General features: G+C 59.9%; 13 protein-coding genes and 4 tRNA genes. 5 read left to right on the forward strand and 12 right to left on the reverse strand.

Going from position 1 to position 21,187, the window contains the following annotated elements:
- The first annotated feature begins 272 nt into the window (after positions 1 to 272).
- Together ACG2K1_RS05320 and ACG2K1_RS05325 are read left to right on the forward strand one after the other, a co-directional pair.
- Positions 273 to 1,328 (forward strand): hypothetical protein, encoded by a 1,056-nt coding sequence (locus tag ACG2K1_RS05320; RefSeq protein WP_395428435.1) that lies wholly within the window; start codon positions 273 to 275, stop codon positions 1,326 to 1,328.
- A 9-nt stretch (positions 1,329 to 1,337) separates the two neighbouring features.
- Positions 1,338 to 2,204, forward strand: coding sequence for a hypothetical protein (locus tag ACG2K1_RS05325; RefSeq protein WP_395428436.1), 867 nt, complete (start codon positions 1,338 to 1,340; stop codon positions 2,202 to 2,204).
- A 441-nt stretch (positions 2,205 to 2,645) separates the two neighbouring features.
- Here the strand turns inward: ACG2K1_RS05325 and ACG2K1_RS05330 are convergent, their stop codons facing one another.
- From ACG2K1_RS05330 to ACG2K1_RS05345, 4 genes are all read right to left on the reverse strand, one after another.
- Positions 2,646 to 3,074, reverse strand: coding sequence for a type II toxin-antitoxin system VapC family toxin (locus ACG2K1_RS05330; RefSeq protein WP_009426586.1), 429 nt, complete (start codon positions 3,072 to 3,074; stop codon positions 2,646 to 2,648).
- Complete coding sequence (locus tag ACG2K1_RS05335; RefSeq protein ID WP_036496308.1) at positions 3,074 to 3,328, reverse strand: type II toxin-antitoxin system prevent-host-death family antitoxin; 255 nt, start codon at positions 3,326 to 3,328, stop codon at positions 3,074 to 3,076. The genes ACG2K1_RS05330 and ACG2K1_RS05335 overlap by 1 nt, the downstream gene beginning before the upstream one ends.
- 164 nt (positions 3,329 to 3,492) lie before the next feature.
- On the reverse strand, positions 3,493 to 5,058 hold the full coding sequence (gene guaA, locus ACG2K1_RS05340) for a glutamine-hydrolyzing GMP synthase (protein WP_009426584.1): 1,566 nt from the start codon (positions 5,056 to 5,058) through the stop codon (positions 3,493 to 3,495).
- A gap of 116 nt (positions 5,059 to 5,174) precedes the next feature.
- Positions 5,175 to 6,698 carry an acetyl-CoA hydrolase/transferase family protein gene (locus tag ACG2K1_RS05345; RefSeq protein WP_009426583.1) on the reverse strand — a complete coding sequence of 508 codons (1,524 nt, stop codon included), beginning with the start codon at positions 6,696 to 6,698 and terminating at the stop codon, positions 5,175 to 5,177.
- Positions 6,699 to 6,976: 278 nt separating this feature from the next.
- On the opposite strand from ACG2K1_RS05345, the gene ACG2K1_RS05350 reads away from it, so the two are divergent.
- From ACG2K1_RS05350 to ACG2K1_RS05360, 3 genes are all read left to right on the forward strand, one after another.
- Complete coding sequence (locus tag ACG2K1_RS05350; RefSeq protein WP_009426581.1) at positions 6,977 to 7,795, forward strand: FKBP-type peptidyl-prolyl cis-trans isomerase; 819 nt, start codon at positions 6,977 to 6,979, stop codon at positions 7,793 to 7,795.
- Between the two features lie 109 nt (positions 7,796 to 7,904).
- A complete protein-coding gene (locus tag ACG2K1_RS05355) occupies positions 7,905 to 8,942 on the forward strand; it encodes a 2Fe-2S iron-sulfur cluster-binding protein (protein WP_009426580.1) in 1,038 nt (345 codons plus the stop codon).
- 279 nt (positions 8,943 to 9,221) lie between these two features.
- Positions 9,222 to 16,904 (forward strand): YadA-like family protein, encoded by a 7,683-nt coding sequence (locus tag ACG2K1_RS05360; RefSeq protein WP_395428437.1) that lies wholly within the window; start codon positions 9,222 to 9,224, stop codon positions 16,902 to 16,904.
- Positions 16,905 to 17,276: 372 nt separating this feature from the next.
- Here the strand turns inward: ACG2K1_RS05360 and ACG2K1_RS05365 are convergent.
- The 8 genes from ACG2K1_RS05365 to ACG2K1_RS05400 form a co-directional block, all read right to left on the reverse strand.
- A tRNA-Ser gene (locus tag ACG2K1_RS05365) sits at positions 17,277 to 17,366 on the reverse strand.
- A gap of 27 nt (positions 17,367 to 17,393) precedes the next feature.
- Positions 17,394 to 17,484, reverse strand: a tRNA-Ser gene (locus tag ACG2K1_RS05370).
- A 59-nt stretch (positions 17,485 to 17,543) separates the two neighbouring features.
- Positions 17,544 to 18,320: a peroxide stress protein YaaA gene (gene yaaA, locus ACG2K1_RS05375; protein WP_395428438.1), complete on the reverse strand. Its 777-nt coding sequence runs from the start codon at positions 18,318 to 18,320 to the stop codon at positions 17,544 to 17,546.
- A gap of 165 nt (positions 18,321 to 18,485) precedes the next feature.
- The gene (gene dcd, locus ACG2K1_RS05380) at positions 18,486 to 19,052 is read right to left on the reverse strand and encodes a dCTP deaminase (protein ID WP_395428439.1); all 567 of its coding nucleotides are present in this window, start codon (positions 19,050 to 19,052) and stop codon (positions 18,486 to 18,488) included.
- A gap of 90 nt (positions 19,053 to 19,142) precedes the next feature.
- A complete protein-coding gene (locus tag ACG2K1_RS05385) occupies positions 19,143 to 19,556 on the reverse strand; it encodes a hypothetical protein (protein ID WP_395428440.1) in 414 nt (137 codons plus the stop codon).
- 73 nt (positions 19,557 to 19,629) lie between these two features.
- Positions 19,630 to 20,529 carry a recombination-associated protein RdgC gene (locus ACG2K1_RS05390; RefSeq protein ID WP_036496303.1) on the reverse strand — a complete coding sequence of 300 codons (900 nt, stop codon included), beginning with the start codon at positions 20,527 to 20,529 and terminating at the stop codon, positions 19,630 to 19,632.
- A 340-nt stretch (positions 20,530 to 20,869) separates the two neighbouring features.
- Positions 20,870 to 20,944, reverse strand: a tRNA-Glu gene (locus tag ACG2K1_RS05395).
- A 16-nt stretch (positions 20,945 to 20,960) separates the two neighbouring features.
- Positions 20,961 to 21,037: transfer RNA gene (locus tag ACG2K1_RS05400), tRNA-Arg, on the reverse strand.
- Between the last annotated feature and the right edge of the window lie 150 nt (positions 21,038 to 21,187).

A 21,187-nucleotide genomic window follows, 5' to 3' on the forward strand; every position in this document is an offset into this window, starting at 1 on the left:
ACAAGCCGCGTAAGTCGGGCATTGATGCCGTCTGAAACCGCCGATACCCCGCACACGCCGTTCCCTCTCCCGCTTGTGGGGGAGGGCTAGGGTGGGGGCTTATGCCGCTGCGGCAATTTTTGCAGGACATCAGCGAAAAGCGGTTCTGCCAACCGCCACCCCCTCCCCAACCCTCCTCTGCGCAAGCGCAGGGGAGGGAGCAGATTGCAGTTTCCCCGAAGGCAGCCTGAAACCCAGCCCCCCAACCGCCCCCAAACAGGATCCCCCCAACCATGAACAGCAAAACATTCCTCCGCCACCTCGCCGCTTACCTCAAAACCCACAGCCCCCACCCCGATGCCGTCTGGCAAAAAAACACCCTCCTGTTCCAACAAAACGGCGCAACCTACGGCGAAATCGCCTTCACCGACATGGGTTGGGAAAACAGCCTCAGCCTGTTCTGCTACGCCTACAACACCGAAATCGGCGGGCACATCGTCCAAACCCTGTCTCCCTATATGCGCCCCAACGAGCCCGACGAATTCAACCTTATCTTTCGGCAAGACGCCGTCAACTTCATCGCCCAACTGCCCGAAACGAAAGAGCAAGCCGAGCCGTATTGCGCCGACATCGCACGATACATAAAAGAGCAATGCCTGCCCGTTATCCTCGCCGTGCACCAAGCCCCCGCCGACCTGCTCCGATGCCTCGTCGAGCATCCCGGGCAATTCCGCTTCAAAGCGCTCGTCGCCGACTTTATCGTCCGCCGCCACCAACTCGCCGCCGACCATCCCCTCGTGCAAAACCTGTTTGCCCGCCCGTTTCCCGAACACACCGCGCCCAACGCCCCGTTTTCCACCCTCGACTGCATCTTCAAAGAACGCCTCACGCAGCCTGAAAACCAACGCACCGCCCACCCCGTTTACGACCCCATGCCCGATTTTGTCGACAGCACATACGGCAGCTACATGGACGACATCGCCGACATCTCGGCAGTGTTTGACTGCCGCTGGATGTTCGTGCGCCTGAACTACGTTCCCGACGGATGCGAAGCGCAGCGCGAATACTATCTGGAAGCGGGACAACGCGCCTTGCGCCAATACGAAGCCCTCTACCGCTTCTACGACGCGCACGGACTCTCCGCCAAACGCCTGAGCGGCGGCGACGGCAAAATCATCAAAGACCCCGTCTATCCCGCCGACCTCACCGCCGAAGGTCTGCGCTTCGCCCGCACCGCCCACCACTGGCAGGACACCAAAGGCGCGGCGAAAAACCCGCCCGATGTGAAATATTTGGAAAGAAAGTTGAAAGAGATGCGGGCGCAGGAAGGGGGCGGAGAGGCCGTCTGAAAGTTCTGTTTGGGATGTTCAGACGGCCTCAAAGCAGACGCATTTTTCATCGCACGCAAAACCGAAGTTTTCAAAACCAAGCACATCCGCCACAACGGCAAAGGCCGTCTGAAAGCCCGAAAATGTCCCTCACTCCCGAACAACTCCATCTCCCCTACCGCCAAACTGCCCTGCGTGCCCGACTCGACCGCGCGGGCGTTGTTTTCCAATTCGGCATCTGGCAAGCCGAACCCACGGCGACCCCCGAAGCCGTCCACGCCACCGCGCTTCATGCCCTGTTCGCGCACACCCTGCAAGAGTGGCACGATGCGCAGGCAGCGCGTGCCGGTGCGTTTGTGCGCGAACGTCTTGCCGCTGCCAAAAACGAAAGCGCGCGAAAAAATCCGTCGCGCCGTCGGACAAAACCCGTTTCCGCCGCTCACCTTCCATCCCGAAACCGCCCGCAGCGTGCCGCTCGATATCCGTTTCCTGCAAAGCACCGACAGCCTGCGCCCGCACCGCGACTATGCGCAAACCGTCCGTCCGCACAGCCGCGCCGCCGCCCAAAGCGAATTTGACCCGCAAAACTGGTTTGTCCGCCTTTACCGCGATTTCAACGAACCGCCCTACGGTTTGGGCGATTTGTCCGATACCGGCCGCCGCGCCCTGTGGACGGACTTCTGCACGCAAACGGGGCTGCTGCCCGATCGGGGCGTAAGCGTGCGCGACTGGGTGCGGCACAACGGTTTCGACAGTAAAGGCAGGGCACAATCGGCCCGCCATCCGCTGAGCAGTTATTTCGACGACAGTTTGGAATGGTGGGGCATCTGGTGTCTTACCGTGCACAATCCCCGCCGCGGGAAAGTCGCCGCCGTTGCCGCCAGCGTAACGGATTAAAACCGCTCCGCCCGCGCCGAAGCCGTGTTTTCAGACGGCCTTTGAGGCCGTCTGAAAACACTTATAGAGCGCGTAGGATGCCGCCCCGCGACGCACGCGGTTTATGCGGTATCGGCCGTTCACATTAAGGCCGTCTGAAATCCGTAGCAGGTGCTTTCAGACGGCCTTTGAGGCTGTCTGCGCAGCGTAAGGAAATGGCGAAGCGGAAAAACAAAGCAGCCTGAAAAGCCGGTTTGTCCGCTTTCAGGCTGCCTTGTTGTCTGCCAAACCCTAGGGCGTATTGACAATCAACATTTTGGCGGCTTTTCCGTCCTAAAACGGCATCTGCCGCGTTGAAAATACTCGCCTATGGGCGGCATAGGCTCGCATTTTCGCCTTCATCTGCCGTTTTATGCCGCAAAATCTGCTTCAAAAGTTGAATGTCAACACGCCCCAAGCCGCTTAAAGTCCGTCTGAAAACGGGTTCAGCAGCGGCACGTTCAGTTCGGCGAAATCGCGCGTGTTGCGCGTTACCAGTGTCAAATCGTTGCGGATGGCAGTGGCGGCAATCAGCGCGTCGTTGTAGGGGCGTTGGTCGGAAACGTGCAGGCGGGCGCAGATGCGGGCGGTGTGGCGGTCGATGGGCAGGATGCGGCTGTCGAAGGTGGGGACGACGGTGTCGTTCAGCCAGCGTTGCAGCCGCGCAAACTGCGCTTCGCCGCCGCGGTGGCGCACGCGCAAAATGCCCTGTTCGATTTCCAGCAGGGTGATAACGCTCAGGTAGCAGTCGTCCAAACGGATTGAGTCAAACCACGCCAAAAACTGCGGCGGCGTGTGGCTGCTTCGGATTTTGCGGATTTCGGACAACACGTTGGTATCCAGCAGATACATCAGAACAGTTCCTCACGGTCGGCAATCGGGCAGCGCGGAAACTCCACTTCGCCCACAAATTCCAAATCTTCCACGCTCATGCCGAGCCGCTCGGCATTGCTTTTCGGGTGTTTGTTCAAAGCACGGTACGCCGCATAGTTCATCAGTACATAGGCGGGCTCGCCGCGGTCGGTGATGCACACGGGGGCGGTGTCGCTCATGTTTTTGGCTTTGGCGACGTTTTGGTTGAATTCGCGGCTGCTGATGGTCTGCATAATGGTCTCCGTTTCAAATGTAGCAACGTGCGGATATTGTAGCAGGGCAAGGGGAAAACAGACAAAAAGGCCGTCTGAAAAAGTGCGAAGCACGTTTCAGACGGCCTTCTATCTTTTCAGACGGCCTCAGAGGCCGTCTGAAAAAGCAAAAGCGGGGCGCGGGTTTATTCCCACTCGATCGTGGCGGGCGGTTTGCCGCTCACGTCGTACACCACGCGGTTGATGCCTTTGACTTCGTTGATGATGCGGTTGGACACGCGGCCGAGCAGGGAGTAGGGCAGCTCGGCCCAGTGGGCGGTCATAAAGTCGCTGGTAATCACGGCGCGCAGGGCGACGACGTAATCGTAGGTGCGGCCGTCGCCCATCACGCCGACGGATTTTACCGGCAGGAATACGGCAAAGGCCTGGCTGGTGAGGTCGTACCATGAAGTGCCGTTTTCGTCGGTGGTGTTGCGCAGCTCTTGGATGAAGATGTCGTCGGCCTGGCGCAGGAGGTCGGCGTATTCTTTTTTCACTTCGCCGAGGATGCGCACGCCGAGGCCGGGGCCGGGGAAGGGGTGGCGGTACACCATTTCGCGCGGCAGGCCGAGGGCGACGCCCAACTCGCGCACTTCGTCTTTAAACAGGTCGCGCAGCGGCTCGAGCAGTTTGAGTTTCATGTTTTCGGGCAGGCCGCCGACGTTGTGGTGCGACTTGATGGCGTGGGCCTTGTTGGTTTTCGCGCCCGCGCTTTCGATAACGTCGGGGTAAATTGTGCCTTGCGCCAGCCATTTGGCGTTGGTGAGTTTTTTCTCTTCTGCGTCAAATACTTCAATGAATTCTGCGCCGATGATTTTGCGTTTTTGTTCGGGGTCGGTCACGCCGGCGAGTTTCGCCATAAACTGTTCGCTGGCGTCCACGTGAATCACGCGCACGCCCAAGTTGTCGGCAAACATTTTCATCACGTTTTCGGCTTCGTTCAGGCGCAGCAGGCCGTGATCGACAAACACGCAGGTGAGCTGGTCGCCGATGGCGCGGTGAATCAGCGCGGCGGCCACGGAAGAATCGACGCCGCCGGACAAGCCCAAAATCACTTCGTCGCTGCCGACCTGCTCGCGGATTTTGGCCACGGCTTCGTCGATGTAGTTGGGCATCGTCCAGCTTGGTTTGGCTTCGCAAATGTCCAAAACAAAGCGGTTGATGAGGGCGCGGCCTTGTTTGGTGTGGGTAACTTCGGGGTGGAACTGGATGCCGTAAAACTGCTTGGCGGCGTGTTCCATCATGGCGATGGGGCAGGAGGGGGTGTCGCCGATGATGCTGAAGCCTTCGGGCAGCTTGGAGACTTTGTCGCCGTGGCTCATCCATACGTCGAGGGTGTTGGGCTGGCCGTCTGAAATGCCGCGTGTGAGTTCGCTGTCGATGGTTTTGACTTGGGCGTAGCCGAATTCGCGCTGGTTGCCCGGCTCGACGTCGCCGCCAAGGTGGTAGGCCATAAACTGCATGCCGTAGCAGATGCCGAGCACGGGGATACCCAAATCGAAAATGCCGGTGTCGGCCTGATAGTCGGAGTTGTAAACCGAATTGGGACCACCGGAGAGGATAATGCCTTTCGGATTGAAGGCTTTGATGGCGTCAAGCGGCATATCGTAGGGGTGCAGCTCGCAGTAAACATGGGCTTCGCGCACGCGGCGGGCGATAAGCTGGGTGACTTGCGAACCGAAGTCGAGAATAAGGATTTTGTCTTGGGTCATGGCGGTTTCGAGTGGATTTTGGGTCAAAAAAACGGGGCGGATTTTAACATAAAAGGCCGTCTGAAAGCCTGACGCAGGTTTTCAGACGGCCTCCGATACCCGATGGGGCAGGGCGCTTATTTCACGCGCATATCGCCGGTTTCGACGAAACGCTGGTGCCACGACAGGGCTTCGTTCAGCAGGTGCGGCGTGTGCAGGCCGCCGCCGGATTTCTCGGCGCGGTCGAAGTAGTCGCGCAGCTGGTCGCGGTAGTCGGGGTGGGCGCAGTTTTCAATGATGAGGCGGGCGCGCTCGCGCGGGGCTTTGCCGCGCAAATCGGCCAGACCCTGCTCGGTAACCAGCACCATCACGTCGTGTTCGGTGTGGTCGTGGTGGGAAACCATCGGCACGATGCAGGAAATCGCCCCGCCTTTGGCTACCGACGGCGATACGAAGAAGGACAGGAAGGAATTGCGGGCAAAGTCGCCGGAACCGCCGATGCCGTTCATCATTTTGGTGCCCATGATGTGGGTGGAATTGACATTGCCGTAGATGTCGGCTTCGATCATCGCGTTCATGCCGATGATGCCGAGGCGGCGGATCAGCTCGGGGTTGTTGGTGATTTCCTGCGGGCGCAGGATGATTTTGCTGCGCAGCGCGTCGATGTTGTTGTTGAAGCGCTCGAGTGCGTCGGGGCTGAACGACAGGGCGGTGGCGGATGCGGAAAGCATTTTGCCGCTCAGAATCAGGTCGAGCATGCCGTCCTGCAATACTTCGGTGTAGCCGACCAAATCATCGAAGGGGCTGTCCTGCAAACCGGCCAGTACGGCGTTGGCAACGTTGCCGACACCCGATTGCAGCGGCAGCAGGTTTTTCGGCAGGCGTCCCATTTTGACTTCGTGCGAGAAGAAGTCGATGATTTGCGCGGCAATGCTCTTGGACATTTCGTCCGGCTCGGCGAATTTGCTGTTGCGGTCGGAGGCGTCGGTCAGCACGATGCCGACGACTTTGTCCAAGTCGCAAGTCATATAGGGCGAGCCGATGCGCTGGCCGGCTTCGGTCAGCATCAGCGGCTGGCGATTGGGCGGCAGGCCGAGGCTGTCGTAGATGTCGGCCATGCCTTCGAGTTTGGCATTTTGCTGCGCGTTGACTTCAATGATGATTTTTTTCGCGTATTGCAGCCAGGTAACGTTGGTGCCGACTGCCAGCGAGGGGATCAGTTTGCCGTCGGCGGTGATGCCCGCCACTTCGATAACGGCCACGTCCATGTCGCCGAAAAAGCCGGCGCGAACCTGCGGCTCGATGTGCGACAGGTGCACGTCTATGTAATAGGCGTCGCCTGCGTTAATCTGGTTGCGCATGGTGGGATCGGACTGGAAGGGGCTGCGGAAAGAAACGGCCTCGGCGCGGGCAAGCACGCCGTCGCATTCGTCGGCAGTAGAGGCACCGGTAATCATGCGGATTTTGTAGGGTTGTCCGGCCTGGTGGGCTGCCTGTGCTTTTTCGGCGATGGCAGTGGGAACGGCTTTGGGGTAGCCCGCGCCTGTAAAGCCGCTGATGCCGACGGTCATGCCGTTTTCGATAAAGGCGGCCGCCTGTTCGGCGGAAATGATTTTTTGGCGCAAGCCTTCGTGTTGCACACGTTCTGCTGCTTGGGTCATGAGGTTTTCTCCTTCAAATACATATAAGAAACCGCCCGTAAGGCGCGGGGTTGGAACAAATCCGGCCGCACGCGGGCAGGCCGGATGCTTCGGAATATATAGTAAAGGTTTGCCAGTGTAAAGTTTCCGCAAACATATGCCGCGCAGCATGGTTCGGCTTTAAAAAAACGCAAAGACTGCCGCCCTCCGCAGCCGATTTTTTCAGACGGCCTTTCTTTTGCCGGACAAGCTTGTATAATCCGCCCTTTCGTTTTTTCCGTTTCCCGCAAAGGAACTTTATGAAGCACACTCTGAAACTGAGTCTGACCGTATTGGCCGCCGCCTGCGCGCTGGCCGCCTGCAAACAGGAAACCGGCGCTCCCGCCGCCTCCGCCGCGCAAAGCGCTTCCGCCGCCCAATCCGGCGCGAAAGATCCTGCGGCATTGGGTACGCCCGAGCAGCAGGCCAGCTACGCCATCGGTATGGACATCGGCCGCAACCTCAAAAACCTGAAAGACCAGGGCGTGAGCCTCGATTTGAAAATGTTCAGCGAAGCCGTGCAGACTGTCGTAGAAGGCAAAGAAACCCGCATCAGCCCGCAGCAGGCCGAAGAAGTGCTGGTGGCATTCATTCAGAAAGAACAGGAAAAAGCCCAGGCCGCCGCTCAGAAAGAAGCGCAGCCCGCCTTGGAAAAAGCCAAAGCATGGCTGGCCGAAAACGGCAAAAAAGAAGGCGTGAAAACCACAGCCTCCGGCCTGCAATATAAAGTAATCAAAGAAGGCACGGGCAAACAGCCCAAGCCCGATTCCATGGTCAGCGTCACCTACACCGGCAAGCTCACCGACGGCACTGTGTTCGACAGCAACGCCGATGCCAAAGAGCCGATGGCCTTCCCGCTGCCCGTGATGATCAAAGGCTGGCAGGAAGCCTTGCCGATGATGAAAGAGGGCGCGGAATACACCCTCTACATCCCGCCCGAACTGGGCTACGGCGATATGCCCCCGCCCAACTCCAAAATCCCGAAAAACGCCGTGCTGGTGTTTGACGTGAAACTGGCGGCCACCGGCGAAATGCCGAAAGACGCGATGGTCGGCATGCCGCCGCCGGAAAGCAGATAAAGGCCGTCTGAAAAAACGTCCGGCTCCGTGCCGCAAAAGGCCGTCTGAAAGCCCCGCCGCGCTTTCAGACGGCCTCCCTTATCCGTTTTTCCCCGCGCACCATAACAACATGAAACACAACATTACCCTGTCTCCCGACAACGAAACTTTTGAGGCGGACGACGGCGAAAGCATACTCGCTGCCGCCCGCCGGCAGGGCTTCAACCTGCCGCACTCCTGCCAGAACGGTATCTGCGGCCAATGCAAAGCCCGCGTCCTCTCCGGCCGCTTCGACCAGGCCGAACACGCCGAACAGGCGCTGCCCGCCGAAGAGGCCGCGCAAAACCACATCCTCATGTGCTGCTGCTTCGCCCAGAGCGACATCAGCCTCGAAGTGCCCGGCTACCGCAGCGGCAAAACCCCGCCCGTCAAAACCCTGCCCGCCCGCGTCGCTTCCGTCGACTACATCGGCGACACCGCTATCGTCCGCCTCGACATGCCGAAAAAGCCGCCCTTTGTTTTTCTTGCCGGGCAATACATCGACATCCTGCTCAAAGACGGCCGCAGCCGCAGCTACTCCCTCGCCAACAGCCCCTCGCAAACCGCGCAGCTCGAACTGCACATCCGCCGCCGCGAAGGCGGCCTGTTCAGCGGCCTGCTGTTCGGCAACGACCCCGCCGTCCGTGAGAAAACCGTCATGCGCGTGCGCGGGCCGCTGGGCACGTTCGCCTTGCAGGAAGACGACGGTTCCCCGCTCATCCTCCTGGCTACCGGCACCGGCTACGCCCCCGTGCAAAGCATCCTGCACCGCCTGGCCGAACAGCAGTCGCCGCGTCCCGTCCACCTCTACTGGGGCGGCCGCACCGAAAGCGAACTCTACTTTGCCCGCGAAGCCGCAGCGCTTATAGGCCGTCTGAAAAACGCCCGTTTCACTCCCGTCCTCTCCCGCGCACCCGAAAACCGGCAGGGCGCGCGCGGTTACGTCTGGCAGCAGGCGCTGGCCGACTATCCCGACCTGTCCGGGCATCAGGTATACGCCTGCGGCTCCCCCGCCATGATTGCCGACGCGCAGCGCGTGTTATGCGAAAAAGGCCGTCTAAAAAGAGAAGCCTTCTTCTCTGACGCTTTTTCGCCCGCGCAGGCCGATACTGCCGCAGAGGCCGTCTGAAAGCGCAGCTTCGGCAAAACCGAAACCGCACGCACGTTTTTTCAGACGGCCTCCAAACCGCATAAGGCCGTCTGAAAGCATTTCTGACGCGGTAAAAATTGCCCGTCCTATGCGCTGCACCGCCACGCCCAAACAGGTATAATGCCGCCAACCCAATGATTCGGCGGATAAATGCTGCGATAAGCGTTTGCATCGCCCTCCCGCAAAGAGGCCGTCTGAAAGCACGGCACCCGATGCGGCCGCCCCGAACCGTTCAAATACAGACAGAAGGAAACCGAAATGAACCGTATCTATAAAGTTATCTGGAATCACGAAACCGCCACATGGGTGGCCGCTTCCGAGCTGGCGCACGCCAAAGGCAAAAGCAAGTCCAAATCGGGCAGGTTGAAAACGCTGGCAGTTTTTGCGGCAGTAGGCCTGGCAACGGCTTCGCCATCTTTGGCGGCAATCACAGAAGGATCGGCAACAGGCACAGATGCCGTTGCCATCGGTACGAATTCTCAGGCATCAAGCGATTCTGCCGTGGCCGTCGGTATGAACGCCAAAGCCAACGGCAACCGTGCTGTAGCCGTCGGCAGCGGCGCTTCTGCTGCAAAAGATGATGCCACCGCTTTCGGCAACGCTGCCGAAGCATCAACGCAGAACTCGGTTGCCATCGGCAAAGCCGCCGCTGTGCGTGAAGCGAAGCCGGAAGAGCTGACAGCCGCCGGTGTCAATGCGCAGACGGCAGGCACAACCACAGGCAGCGGCTCGGTAGCCATCGGTGCGAACAGTAAAGCCTTCGGAACAAACTCCACCGCCGTCGGCCAGTCGTCCAATGCTTTGGGACAAAATTCATTTGCGGGAGGACAAGCCGCCAAAGCCTACGGCAAGTCGAGCACCGCCGTGGGTGACGGCGCGTCTGCCACCAATGACGCAGCCGTGTCTGTGGGTGCATTCTCCAAGGCCACGGCAGGCGGCGCGGCTGCATTCGGTTACAACGCCAATGCCGGTGCATTCGCCGCAGTAGCTGTCGGCCGTCAGGCAGAGGCGCTGAATAACGACGACATTTCGATAGGTGACGGCGCAGGTAAAGGCCGCAAAGACCAGGGTACGAGCTACGGCGGCACAGGTTTGTATTATGCAGACGGCCAACTTGCTGCCACTCCTGCCGCATCCATCGCCACCAACACCAATATCGCCGTCGGCAAAGACTCGGCCGTCAATTCGCTCGGTCTGCGCAATATCGCCATCGGCAACGCCGCCGGCACGTCGCACTTTGGTGAAGACAGCATCAGCATCGGTACAAACGCCAACAATTTCAAAGCCAACGGCGCGGCCGACGGCACCAAAACCGACACGCCCACCCGTGCGCGGCACACCATCGCCGTCGGCCAAAACGCGATGACCTACGGCGAAAACTCCATCGCCCTGGGCAACGGCGCGAAAACCACCAATTTCAAATACAACACCGGCGCGGCCACTCCGTCTTACACCAGTGCCAGCCGGGCAATGGCCATCGGCGAATCCTCCGACGCCTCGGGTACGTTTGCCACCGCGTTCGGCTTCCAGGCCAAAACCGAGCGCAACGATTCCACCGCCATCGGCAAGCAGGCGAAAATCCTCGCCAATCCGGCGGGCAATGCCGCCACCCTCGGCAACCATCTGGCCATCGGCAACGAATCGCTGGTGGGTCAGAACGTCGGCAGCCGTGCGACAGTGGTCGGCTATCAGGCGCAGGCCGTCGGCGCGGGCAACAACAAGCTGGCCGTCGGCACGCAGGCCGTTTCCAGCGGCACGATTGCCTCCGCCGTCGGCGTGGGCGCGAAGGCGCACGGCGACACCACTTCGGCCTACGGCTCTTACACGCAGGTGAGCGGCGGCTTCGACAGCATGGCCACAGGCTCGTCAGCCGCCGTCGTCAAGGGCAGCGGCAACATCGCTTCTTCGCAGGCCGCCATCGGCTCGGGCAGCATCACCGCCGCCAAAGGCGCAGTGTCCGTCGGCACGGGCACGATGGTGTTCGGCGAAAACTCCGCCTCCATTGGTGCGAACGGCGGCGGCAGTGCCGCGCGCATGGTTCAGGCTCTGGCCAACGGCAAGATGGACGACACCGTGTTCAGCATCATCGGCGGCAAAAACAACCAGTCGGTCGGCAACCGCAACCTGATCGGCAGCACGTCCAACAACAACACAGTGTTCGGCAACGACATCAAAGTGGGCGCGAGCGCGGCCAGCGTTACCAGTGAGGAAGTGGAAATCGACACCGCCGACGGCAAAGTCAAACACACCAACTACAAACCCGCGTTTACCAACACCAAAAACATCGACAGCGCGGTTGCCGTCGGCAACGCGGCCAAAGTGGGCGACAGCAACACCGTCGCCGTGGGCAAAGCGGCCGAAGCGGCAGGTTTGTCGTCCACCGCCATCGGCGAAACCGCAACCGCCCTCAAACAAAACGGCATCGCCATCGGCAAAAACGCCAAAGCGGGCACGAGTGCCGCCACAGCAAGCAGCGACGCGGATGCCGTCGCCATCGGCACCGACAGCACGGCATACGAAAAAGACACCGTCGCCCTGGGCAACACCGCCAAAGCAACGGCGGACAGTGCCACCGCCTTGGGCAAAGGCGCGAAAGCCTCACAGGTTTACGCCACCGCCGTCGGCCTTGACACCGTCGCCGACGGCAACAGCGCGCTGGCGGCAGGCTCGGGCGCGGCGGCGAAAGCCGACAGCGCGACCGCCGTCGGCAACGATGCCAAAGCACTGGGCACCGACGCTTCGGCCTTCGGCCGCGACGCGCAGGCATCGGAAGAACACACGGTTGCCGTCGGCTCGTCCACCCGCGCCACCGCCGCCGGTGCAATTGCCGTCGGCAACGACGCGCAGGCCGCCGCCGCAGACGCGGCCGCCATCGGCAAACACAGCCGCGCTTCGTCCACCCGCGCCACCGCCGTCGGCAATTCCGCCAACGCGGCGGGCGTGTCGTCTGTTGCCCTCGGCGACAACGCGCAGGCTCAAAACGATTACGCCGTTTCCATCGGCGCGGGCTCGGCCGCTTCGGCCATCGCAGCCACCGCCATCGGCAACGACGCCAAAGCCAAGCATTGGAGCTCGGTTGCCCTCGGCCGCGCCTCGGAAACCGCTGACGCAGTCGCCACCACCGCCGCCACCGTCGGCGGCATCACCTACAACGGCTTCGCCGGCACCGCCCCCGAAGCCACCGTCAGCATCGGCAGCGACAGCGTCAAACGCACCCTCACCAACCTTGCCGCAGGCCGCATCGCTGCCGACTCCACCGACGCCATCAACGGCAGTCAGCTCTACGCCGTGGCCGACACTTTGGGCGGCAAGCTCACCCACTATTACAGCGTCAAATCCGCCGAAACAGGCGCAGGCAGCAACTACGACAACGACGGCGCGACCGGCAGCAACGCGCTGGCGGCGGGCGTGAAAGCCTCCGCCTCCGCCCTGAACACCGTCGCCGTCGGCTTCAACGCGCAGGCGGGCAAAGACGGCGCGGTATCCGTCGGCGCGGACACGCAGGCTTCCAACGCCTCTACCGCCCTGGGCAACAAAGCCACGGCGACGGGCGAAAATTCCACCGCACTGGGCTGGGGCGCGAATGCCGCCGGACGCGCCGACGTGTTCATCGGCAAACAGTCGGGCGCGGGTACGGAAAACGCCAATAATTTCAGCAATATCGGCATCGGCGAAGGCGCGGTGAAAGACGCGGGCAAAACCGCTGCGGTAACCAACATCGTCGGCATCGGTACGGGCGCAGCCGCAGGCATCGAAGGCAGCCACAACATCGCCATCGGCGCATACGCCAACGGCACGGGCAACGGAGCGGGCGCAGTCACCACCGACAACAACATCGCCATCGGCCAACGCGCTTCGGCAACCAAAGGCAACTCGATTGCCCTCGGCAACCGCGCAAGCTCGACAGGTTCGGGTGCGATTGCGCTCGGCGTCGGTTCGTCAGCTTCCTCCCAGCAGGCGTTTGCCGGCGGACAGTACACCACGGCATCCGCTTCCGGCGCCGTTGCCATCGGTGGCGCGCAAAACGTCGGCAAAGGCGCGGCGGCAACAGGCGTGCAGGCCGTTGCCCTCGGACAATTGAGCGCGGCCAAAAATACCGGCGCGCTGGCCTTGGGTGCGGAAGCCAAGGCGCAAAACGACAAAGCCGTCGCTTTGGGCTACGCATCCGAAACCGCCGCCGCCGTTTCCACCGACAACGCCACCGTCAGCGGCATTTCCTATTCCGGTTTTGCCGGCAACAGCGCGCACTCCACCGTCAGCGTCGGCAGCGGCAGCATCAAACGCACCGTTACCAACGTTGCCGCAGGCCGCATCGCCAAAGATTCCACCGATGCCGTCAACGGCAGCCAGCTTTATCTCACGCAAAACGTCCTTGGCAACCTCAGCAACTCCGCCGTCACGGTATTGGGCGGCGATGCGGCCATCCAAAAAGACGGCGATCAAGCGGGCACGCTCACCATGAGCGACATCGGCGGCACAGGAAAAGACACCGTTCACGACGCCATCAAAGCATCGAAAACCGAAGTCAAAGCAGGTACCAACATCGCCTCGGTAGACAAAACCGACGATAATTCAGACGGCCACAGCGTCTACACCGTCAATGCCAAAGGCACCACCGTATCCGCAGGCTCGGACAAAGTCAGCGTCACAAACAGCGCGAAAAGCGGCAACATCACCGATTACGCCGTCGATTTGTCCGCCGCGGCCAAAGCCAGCTTGGCGAAGGCCGACAGCGCCGTGCAGAACGTCGTTTCCGCCAATCCCAACTTAACGGCCGCCAAAAACGGCGATACCGTTACCCTGAACTTCTCATCGACGCCGACGTTTGACAAAGTCACCACCGGAAACACCGTCACCGACGGCAACGGCGTTACCATCAGCAAAGCAGGCGCATCGCCCGTCAGCCTTACTTCAGACGGCCTCAACAACGGCGGCAACAAAATCACCAACGTTGCCGCAGGTTCGGCCGATACCGACGCAGTAAATGTCAGCCAACTCAAAGCAGCGGGTGCAGCAGCCAAAAACAAAGTCGTAGCGGGCCAAGGCATCACCGTTGATACAGCCAACAACGCCGACGGCAGCAGCACCTACACCGTCAAGGCCGACACTGCCGCCATCACCACAACGGGCAACAAAGCTGCCACCGCAGGCAATGCCGGCCAACTGGCTACCGCGCAAGACGTCGTCAACGCCGTCAACAACAGCGGCTTCACCCTCAAAACCTCCGCCAACGGCGGCACAAAAGAATCCGGCAGCGACGAAGTCATCAATCCCGGCGACACAGTCGAACTGGCTGCGGGCAAAAACCTGACTGTCAAACAAGAAGCAAACGGCAAAATTACCTACGCCACCGCAGCCGAAGTCGGCTTTGACAAAGTCACCGTCGGCGGCGTCGTGCTCGACAAAGCCAAAGGCATCAACGCGGGCGGCAAACAGATTGCCAATGTTGCCGCAGGCATGGCCGACACCGACGCTGCCAACGTCGGCCAGCTCAACAATCTGAAAAACAGCCCGCTGACCTTCACAGGCGATACGGGCAGCGTCAGCCGCAAACTCGGCGAAACCCTTGCCGTGACAGGCGATAGCCGATTCGTCACCACCAAAGCGGAAAACGGCGGCATCAACATCGCCGTATCGGAAAACGCCGTCAAAGATGCCGCGCGCAAAGCAGTCGACGTACAGGGCGAAGGCGTTATCGGCGTGACCGCCAAACAGGACGAAACCAAGCACCAAACCACCTACACCGTCAGCTACGACGGCAGCAAAGCGGCGGCGGCGACCGACATCGCCTACAAAGCCAACGGCGGCGCGGCCAAGAAAACCCGTCTTTCAGACGGCCTCGACTTCCGCAACGGCACCAACACCACCGCCGAAATCGACGACAAAGGCGTCGTGAGATTCAACGCCGTCAGCGGCAAAATCAACGTCAGCGGCAACAAAGCCGCAGTGGCCGATGCCGACAAAACCAAGCTGGCCACCGCAGGCGACGTAGCCGATGCCGTCAACAACGCCGCCTGGACGGTGGGCGCCAAGGCCGACGGCGGCAAGCTGGAAACCGCCGCGACAGAAGAAACCGTCAAAGCGGGCGATCAGATGAATCTGCAAGTGGGCAAAAACCTGAAGCTCAAACAAAACGGCCGCAACTTCACCTACCGTCTCGACGACGCCCTTACCGACCTGACCAGCGCCTCCTTCGGCGGCGGCGCGGGCAAACCGGCTGCCGTAATCGACGGCACGGGCGTCAAAATCACCCCCGCAGGCGGCGGTAAATCCGTATCGCTCACTTCAGACGGCCTCGACAACGGCGGCAAGCAAATCACCAACGTTGCAAGCGGCGGCAACACCGACAGCAACGCCGCCAATATCGGCGATGTGAAAAAAGCCGCCGCCGCCGCGAAAAACACCGTATCGGCAGGCGACAGCAATGTCCTTGTCACGCCGAAAACCCATGCAGACGGCCACACCGACTATGCCGTCAAACTGGCCGACAAAGTGGCGCTGGGCAACGGCAAAGTCTCGCTCGACGGCACAACGGGCAATATTGCCGCCGCAGGCAACGTCACGGCGGGCAACACCGTCACCGCCGGAACGGGCGCAAACGCCGTCACTCTTGACGGCACGAAAGCGCAGGTGAAAGCGGGCAGCGTCGTCGTCGACGGCAAAGCGGGCACCGTCACCGGCTTGGGCAACAAAACCTGGGTCAGCGGCAGCACGCAGCCCGTCAGCGGCCGCGCCGCCACCGAAGACCAGCTCAAAGCCGTCGACAACCAAGTGGCGCAAAACAAAACCGACATCGCCAACCTCAGCGGCAATATCGGCAAGGGTCTCAATTTCGCGGGCAACACCGGTTCGACGAACAAAAAACTCGGCCAAACCGTAAACATCGTCGGCGAGGGTAAAAAAGACGACAGCCGCTATTCGGGCGAAAACATCAAAACCATGGTGGACGCGCAAGGCAATCTGGTCGTCAAAACCGACAAAGACCTGAAAGCCGAAAGCCTCACCATCGGCAAAGACGGCCAAACCGGCCTCACCCTGTCCGCCGACAACGGCGCGGGACAAATCACCGTCAACGGCAAAGACGGCGCCAAAGCCAGCATCGGCACAGCCAAAGGCCAAGCCGTGCTCGGCAACACACAACAGGCCGACCGTCTGCGCTATGCCGACTCCACCGGCACGCCGCGCGAACTGGCAACCATGGACGACGGCCTCAGCTACGGTGGCGATAATCTCGCCAGCGACGGCGCCATCGCCAAAAAACTCAACCAGCGCCTCGATATTGTCGGCGGAGCGGACAAAAACAAACTGTCCGACAACAACATCGGCGTCAACAAAGACAGCCAAGGCCGTCTGAAAGTGCAGCTGGCCAAAGAGCTGAACGGCCTGACTAGCGCGTCTTTTGCCGACGGCAGCGGTAACACCAACGTCGTCAACGGCGCGGGCCATACCGTGCGCGACAGCGCGGGCAACCAAACCGCCGTGAACGCGGGCGGCGTCACCGTTACCCCGTCAGGCGCGGGTAAAGCCCCTGTTTCGCTGACTGCGGGCGGACTGGACAACGGCGGCAACCAAATCAGCAACGTTGCCGCGGGCACGAAAGCCACCGACGCGGTGAATGTCGGCCAGCTCAATGCCAAACTCGGTGCGCTGACCGATGCCGCCAACCTGAACTTCAACGCCTTGGAGCGCAAAATCAACGATATCGGCGACAACGCCAATGCGGGCGTGGCCGGTGCGATTGCCCAAGGCTCGATTCCGCAGGTTACCCGCCCGGGCGCATCCGGCCTCGGCGTGGGCAGCGGCTACTACGGCGGTCAGTCTGCTCTGGCAGTTGGCATGTCCTCGATGAGCGACGGCGGCAACTGGATTGTGAAAGGCAATGTTTCCGTCAATACTCAAGGCCGCGTCGGCGCGGGCGCGGGCGCGCTGTACCAGTGGTAGGCGGAACGGGTTTTCAGACGGCCTGATGCCGTCTGAAAACCGCCCGCCCTCCATGCGGCGCATGGCAAAAGGCCGTCTGAAATGTTTCAGACGGCCTTTTTTGTTGCCGGTTGCAGGCGAAAAACCGTATTTTATAGTGAGCCAAAATAAAAAAGATACAAGGCAGCAAGCCAAAGACAGTACAGATAGTACGGCGAGGCGCAGCAACGCTGTAGATTTTTTATTTTGGCTCACTATACAAGGCAGCAAGCCGTAGACAGTACAAGTAGTACGGCAAGGCGCAGCAACGCCGTAGATTTTTGTGTTGGCCCACTATATGCGGCATAAAAAACAGGCCGGACAAAATGTCCGGCCTGTTTTCAAATATTCTCTTGGCGGAAACGGTGGGATTCGAACCCACGAAGGACTTGCGCCCTTAGCGGATTTCGAGTCCGCTGCATTCAGCCTCTCTGCCACGTTTCCTGTTATGCAAACAAAAAATTTCAAGACTGGCGGAAGCGGTGAGATTCGAACTCACGGAGGGCTATCAACCCTCGACGGTTTTCAAGACCGTTGCATTAAACCGCTCTGCCACGCTTCCGTTTCTTGAAAGACGCGCATCATAGCCAAAGTGCGGGGTTTTGGCAAGCGTTTCAGCCTTTATTTTCGGGCGTCGCGCAGGAAGACCCATTCGTTTTCCGACGAGGCGGCGGCGTTGTAGGCGTAGCCTTCGCTGTCGAAGTGTTTGAGCTGTTCGGGGTCGGTGATGCGGTGCTCTGCGGCGTAGCGCGCCATCAGGCCGCGCGCGCGTTTGGCGTGGAAGCTGATGATTTTGTACGCGCCGTTTTTTTCGTCTTTGAACACGGGGGTGATGATGCGGGCGGGCAGTCTGTCGGGCTGCACGGCTTTGAAGTATTCCTGCGAGGCGAGGTTGACGACGGTGTCGGCGTGTTGCGCGCGCAGGGTGTCGGCGAGCAGGGCTGTGATGTGGCCGCCCCAGTATTCGTAGAGGTTTTTGCCGCGCCGGTTGGCGAGGGGGGTGCCCATTTCGAGGCGGTAGGCTTGGATGAGGTCGAGCGGGCGCAGGAGGCCGTAGAGGCCGGAGAGGATGCGCAGATGCTGTTGCAGGTAGTCGAGGCTGTCGGGGGCGAGGGTGGCGGCGGCCAGTCCTTCGTAAACGTCGCCGTTAAAGAGGAAAACGGCCTGTTTGGCATTTTCGGGTGTGAACGGGATGTGCCAGACGGCGTTGCGTTCGGCGTTTAAGAGGGCGATTTTGTCGGAAACGTGCATCAGTTCGGCGATTTGCTGCGGGGCGAGTTGTTTTACTTCGTCCATCAGTTGCGCGGCCTGGTCGATCAGGGCGGGTTGGCTGTATTGCGGAACGGGCGCGGGGTCTTTTTCGTTGAGGTTTTTGGCGGGTGAGACAAGAAAGAGCATGGTGTTTCCGTTGATGGGTTTTCACTTTGTTGAAGCTTTGTTTTCAGACGGCCTTTATGCCGCGCTTTGCGGCCGTCTGAAAATTGTGCTGGGCGTTTCAGACGGCCTTTGAGCATCGGAGGCCGTTCCCGCCTACTCGGGAATGACGTTTCTGAAAATCGCGGGTCAGGTTTTCGGCAGGGTGACGCCGGTCTGCCCCATGTATTTGCCGTTGCGGTCTTTGTAGGAGGTTTCACAGACTTCGTCACTCTCGAAAAACAGTACCTGCGCCACGCCTTCGCCGGCGTAGATTTTGGCGGGCAGGGGGGTGGTGTTGGAAAATTCGAGGGTAACGTAGCCTTCCCATTGCGGCTCAAACGGCGTTACGTTCACGATGATGCCGCAGCGGGCGTAAGTCGATTTGCCCAGACACACGGTAAGCACGTTGCGCGGGATGCGGAAATATTCCACCGTACGGGCGAGGGCGAACGAATTGGGCGGGATGATGCAGCAGTCGTCTTCTACCGTGACGAAGTTTTTCGGGTCGAAGTTTTTCGGGTCGACGATGGTGCTGTTGATATTGGTGAATATTTTGAATTCGTTGGCACAACGGATGTCGTAGCCGTAGCTTGATGTGCCGTAGGAGATGATTTTTTTGCCGTCGGCTTCTTTGATTTGCTTGGGCTCAAACGGCTCGATCATGCCGAATTCTTCGCTCATGCGGCGTATCCATTTGTCGGATTTGATGCTCATCTCGTTGTCCTGTCTGGTGTTTTTTGATGTTGGGAAAGGAAGGCTTTCAGACAGCCTTTTGTGCGCGGGAATGGCGTTTCTGAAAGCGGCTTATTTTTTCTTTTTCGGCAGCTTGGCTTCTTTCATGATGCCTTTGTCGTAGGTGAGGGTGAAGATATGGTCGCTGTCTTCGTATGCTTGGATAATGCCGTTGGCGCGGCCGTTTTGGAAGCTGCCTTCCATGCGCATGCCTTTAAAACGGGAGCTGTATGCGCCGAAGGGTTCGAGGAAGACATTGTCAGCGCGGCTGACGGTGAATTTTCCTTTACCGTCGAATTTGCCGTGTTTAAACGTGCCTTCGTAGCGGTTGCCGTTGTCGCACGACCATACGCCTTGCCCCTGTGGCAAATCTTCTTTTACCGCGCCTTCGTAGCGGCAGCCTTTGCCCTGATAGGGATCAATCACTTCGGCGGCGGCGTGCGGCAGCAGCGCGGCCAGCAGGGCGGCGGCTAGAAATTTCGTCATATCCAATCCTTTCGTTCTCTTTTTATGTTTTCAGACGGCCTCTGTAACAAGAGGCCGTCTGAAAACGGCGGGCTTATTCCTGCCAGCCGCCCAGCAGGCCGACCAGCTCGTCCAGCATCGTGCCCAGCGATTCGGCCATCAAAACCTGCGACGCGAAGGCGAGGCTGGCGGCATCGTCGCCGTGGCTTTCCGCCTCTTCCTGCAAAACGTCGAGATATTGGATGCGTTTGAGCGTGAAATCCTGTGTCAGTACAAAAGCAATCTGTTCGCGCCATACCAAACCGAGCTGGGTGACGGTCTTGCCCATTTTCACATGCTGTACCACTTCGTCGGCGGTCAGATCCTGTTTCGATACTTTCACCACGGGCACAACATCGCCCGCGCCTTTGAGTTCGCAATCGCTGTCGAGCTCGAAGCCGCCGTCGCAATGCCCTTGCAGCAGCCATTGGGTCATCAGGCTCGAAGGCGACTGCTTGGTGTGCGGCAGCGAGGCTTCCAAGCCGCCCAAGGCTTCGCGCAGCTTGGTGAGTATGTTTTCCGCTTTGGAGGCGGAGGCGCTGTTCACCAAAAGATAGCCGTGCTTCGTGTCGAACACCGCCTGCGTGCGGCCGCTGCGGGTAAAGGCGCGTGGCAGCAGATCGTCGGTAATCTGCTTTTTTAATTCCTGTTTTTCCTTGCGGCCGACAGTGCGCGCTTCGTTATTCTGAATTTCGGCGACTTTCTCGTCCAAAATATCGCGGATAACGCCCGCGGGCAGCACTTTTTCCTCTTTTTTCAGCGCCACGCCCCAAGTGAAATCGGCGGGGAAAACCGCTTCCGGCGAAAACGGCACCGGCGCGGCGAAACCTTCGCTGAACCAGTCCAGCCCCTGACAGGGCGCGAACGGTAGTTCCGCCAGCTTGGCCGAGAGCATGTCCGCATCGGGCAGCTTGTTTTTGTCGAGCGGATAGAAACTGATCTGCTTAAACCACATAAAGCATTCCTTGCTGTAAAACCGCGGCATTATACATGAAACGCCCGCGCGGCCGAGGCCGTCTGAAAGCCCTTGCCGCGTGACGGAATGCGGTGTGTGGCAGAGTAGACGCGCTTTCAGACGGCCTCTGCTGCAACGGAGCGCCGCCTGCCCAAATGCCTGGCGGGAAAAGATGGGAGGCCGTCCCCGCCTGCGCGGGGATGACGTTTCTGAAAGCGGAGCTTCAACGAAGTCAGTAAAGCGTCAGGGTACAGAGGGCTTGTCTCAATGCATGTAAAAACGAAAATCTGACATACATAAAGAAAAAAACCCCCCGTTACAAAACGGAGGGTTTGAATATTGGCACGCCCACGGGGAATCGAACCCCGGTTACCGCCGTGAAAGGGCGATGTCCTAACCGCTAGACGATGGGCGCGGCGATTTGAGTTGTTTGGCGCACCCGGAGCGATTCGAACGCCCGACCCTCTGGTTCGTAGCCAGATACTCTATCCAACTGAGCTACGGGTGCGAGAAAAACGCGGATTATAGGGAGGCCGGCGGGTGGTGTCCAGCGTTTTTTGCCGGGAAAAACCGGGTTTGCGGCAGTTTGTTCAAAACACTGGAAATTATTTTTCAGACGGCCTGTGCTGTTTGCAGTTGCAGCGGCTTTGAGGCCGTC

The organism is Neisseria sp. 23W00296 (assembly GCF_044772855.1).
Taxonomy (GTDB): domain Bacteria; phylum Pseudomonadota; class Gammaproteobacteria; order Burkholderiales; family Neisseriaceae; genus Neisseria.

Excerpts from the sequence above, each read along its gene's own strand:
- ACG2K1_RS05320 (WP_395428435.1), top strand. The coding sequence starts at position 273 with ATGAACAGCAAAACATTCCTCCGCCACCTCGCCGCTTACCTCAAAACC.
- ACG2K1_RS05330 (WP_009426586.1), bottom strand. The coding sequence starts at position 3,074 with ATGTATCTGCTGGATACCAACGTGTTGTCCGAAATCCGCAAAATCCGA.
- ACG2K1_RS05335 (WP_036496308.1), bottom strand. The coding sequence starts at position 3,328 with ATGCAGACCATCAGCAGCCGCGAATTCAACCAAAACGTCGCCAAAGCC.
- guaA (WP_009426584.1), bottom strand. The coding sequence starts at position 5,058 with ATGACCCAAGACAAAATCCTTATTCTCGACTTCGGTTCGCAAGTCACC.
- ACG2K1_RS05345 (WP_009426583.1), bottom strand. The coding sequence starts at position 6,698 with ATGACCCAAGCAGCAGAACGTGTGCAACACGAAGGCTTGCGCCAAAAA.
- ACG2K1_RS05350 (WP_009426581.1), top strand. The coding sequence starts at position 6,977 with ATGAAGCACACTCTGAAACTGAGTCTGACCGTATTGGCCGCCGCCTGC.
- ACG2K1_RS05355 (WP_009426580.1), top strand. The coding sequence starts at position 7,905 with ATGAAACACAACATTACCCTGTCTCCCGACAACGAAACTTTTGAGGCG.
- ACG2K1_RS05360 (WP_395428437.1), top strand. The coding sequence starts at position 9,222 with ATGAACCGTATCTATAAAGTTATCTGGAATCACGAAACCGCCACATGG.
- yaaA (WP_395428438.1), bottom strand. The coding sequence starts at position 18,320 with ATGCTCTTTCTTGTCTCACCCGCCAAAAACCTCAACGAAAAAGACCCC.
- dcd (WP_395428439.1), bottom strand. The coding sequence starts at position 19,052 with ATGAGCATCAAATCCGACAAATGGATACGCCGCATGAGCGAAGAATTC.
- ACG2K1_RS05385 (WP_395428440.1), bottom strand. The coding sequence starts at position 19,556 with ATGACGAAATTTCTAGCCGCCGCCCTGCTGGCCGCGCTGCTGCCGCAC.
- ACG2K1_RS05390 (WP_036496303.1), bottom strand. The coding sequence starts at position 20,529 with ATGTGGTTTAAGCAGATCAGTTTCTATCCGCTCGACAAAAACAAGCTG.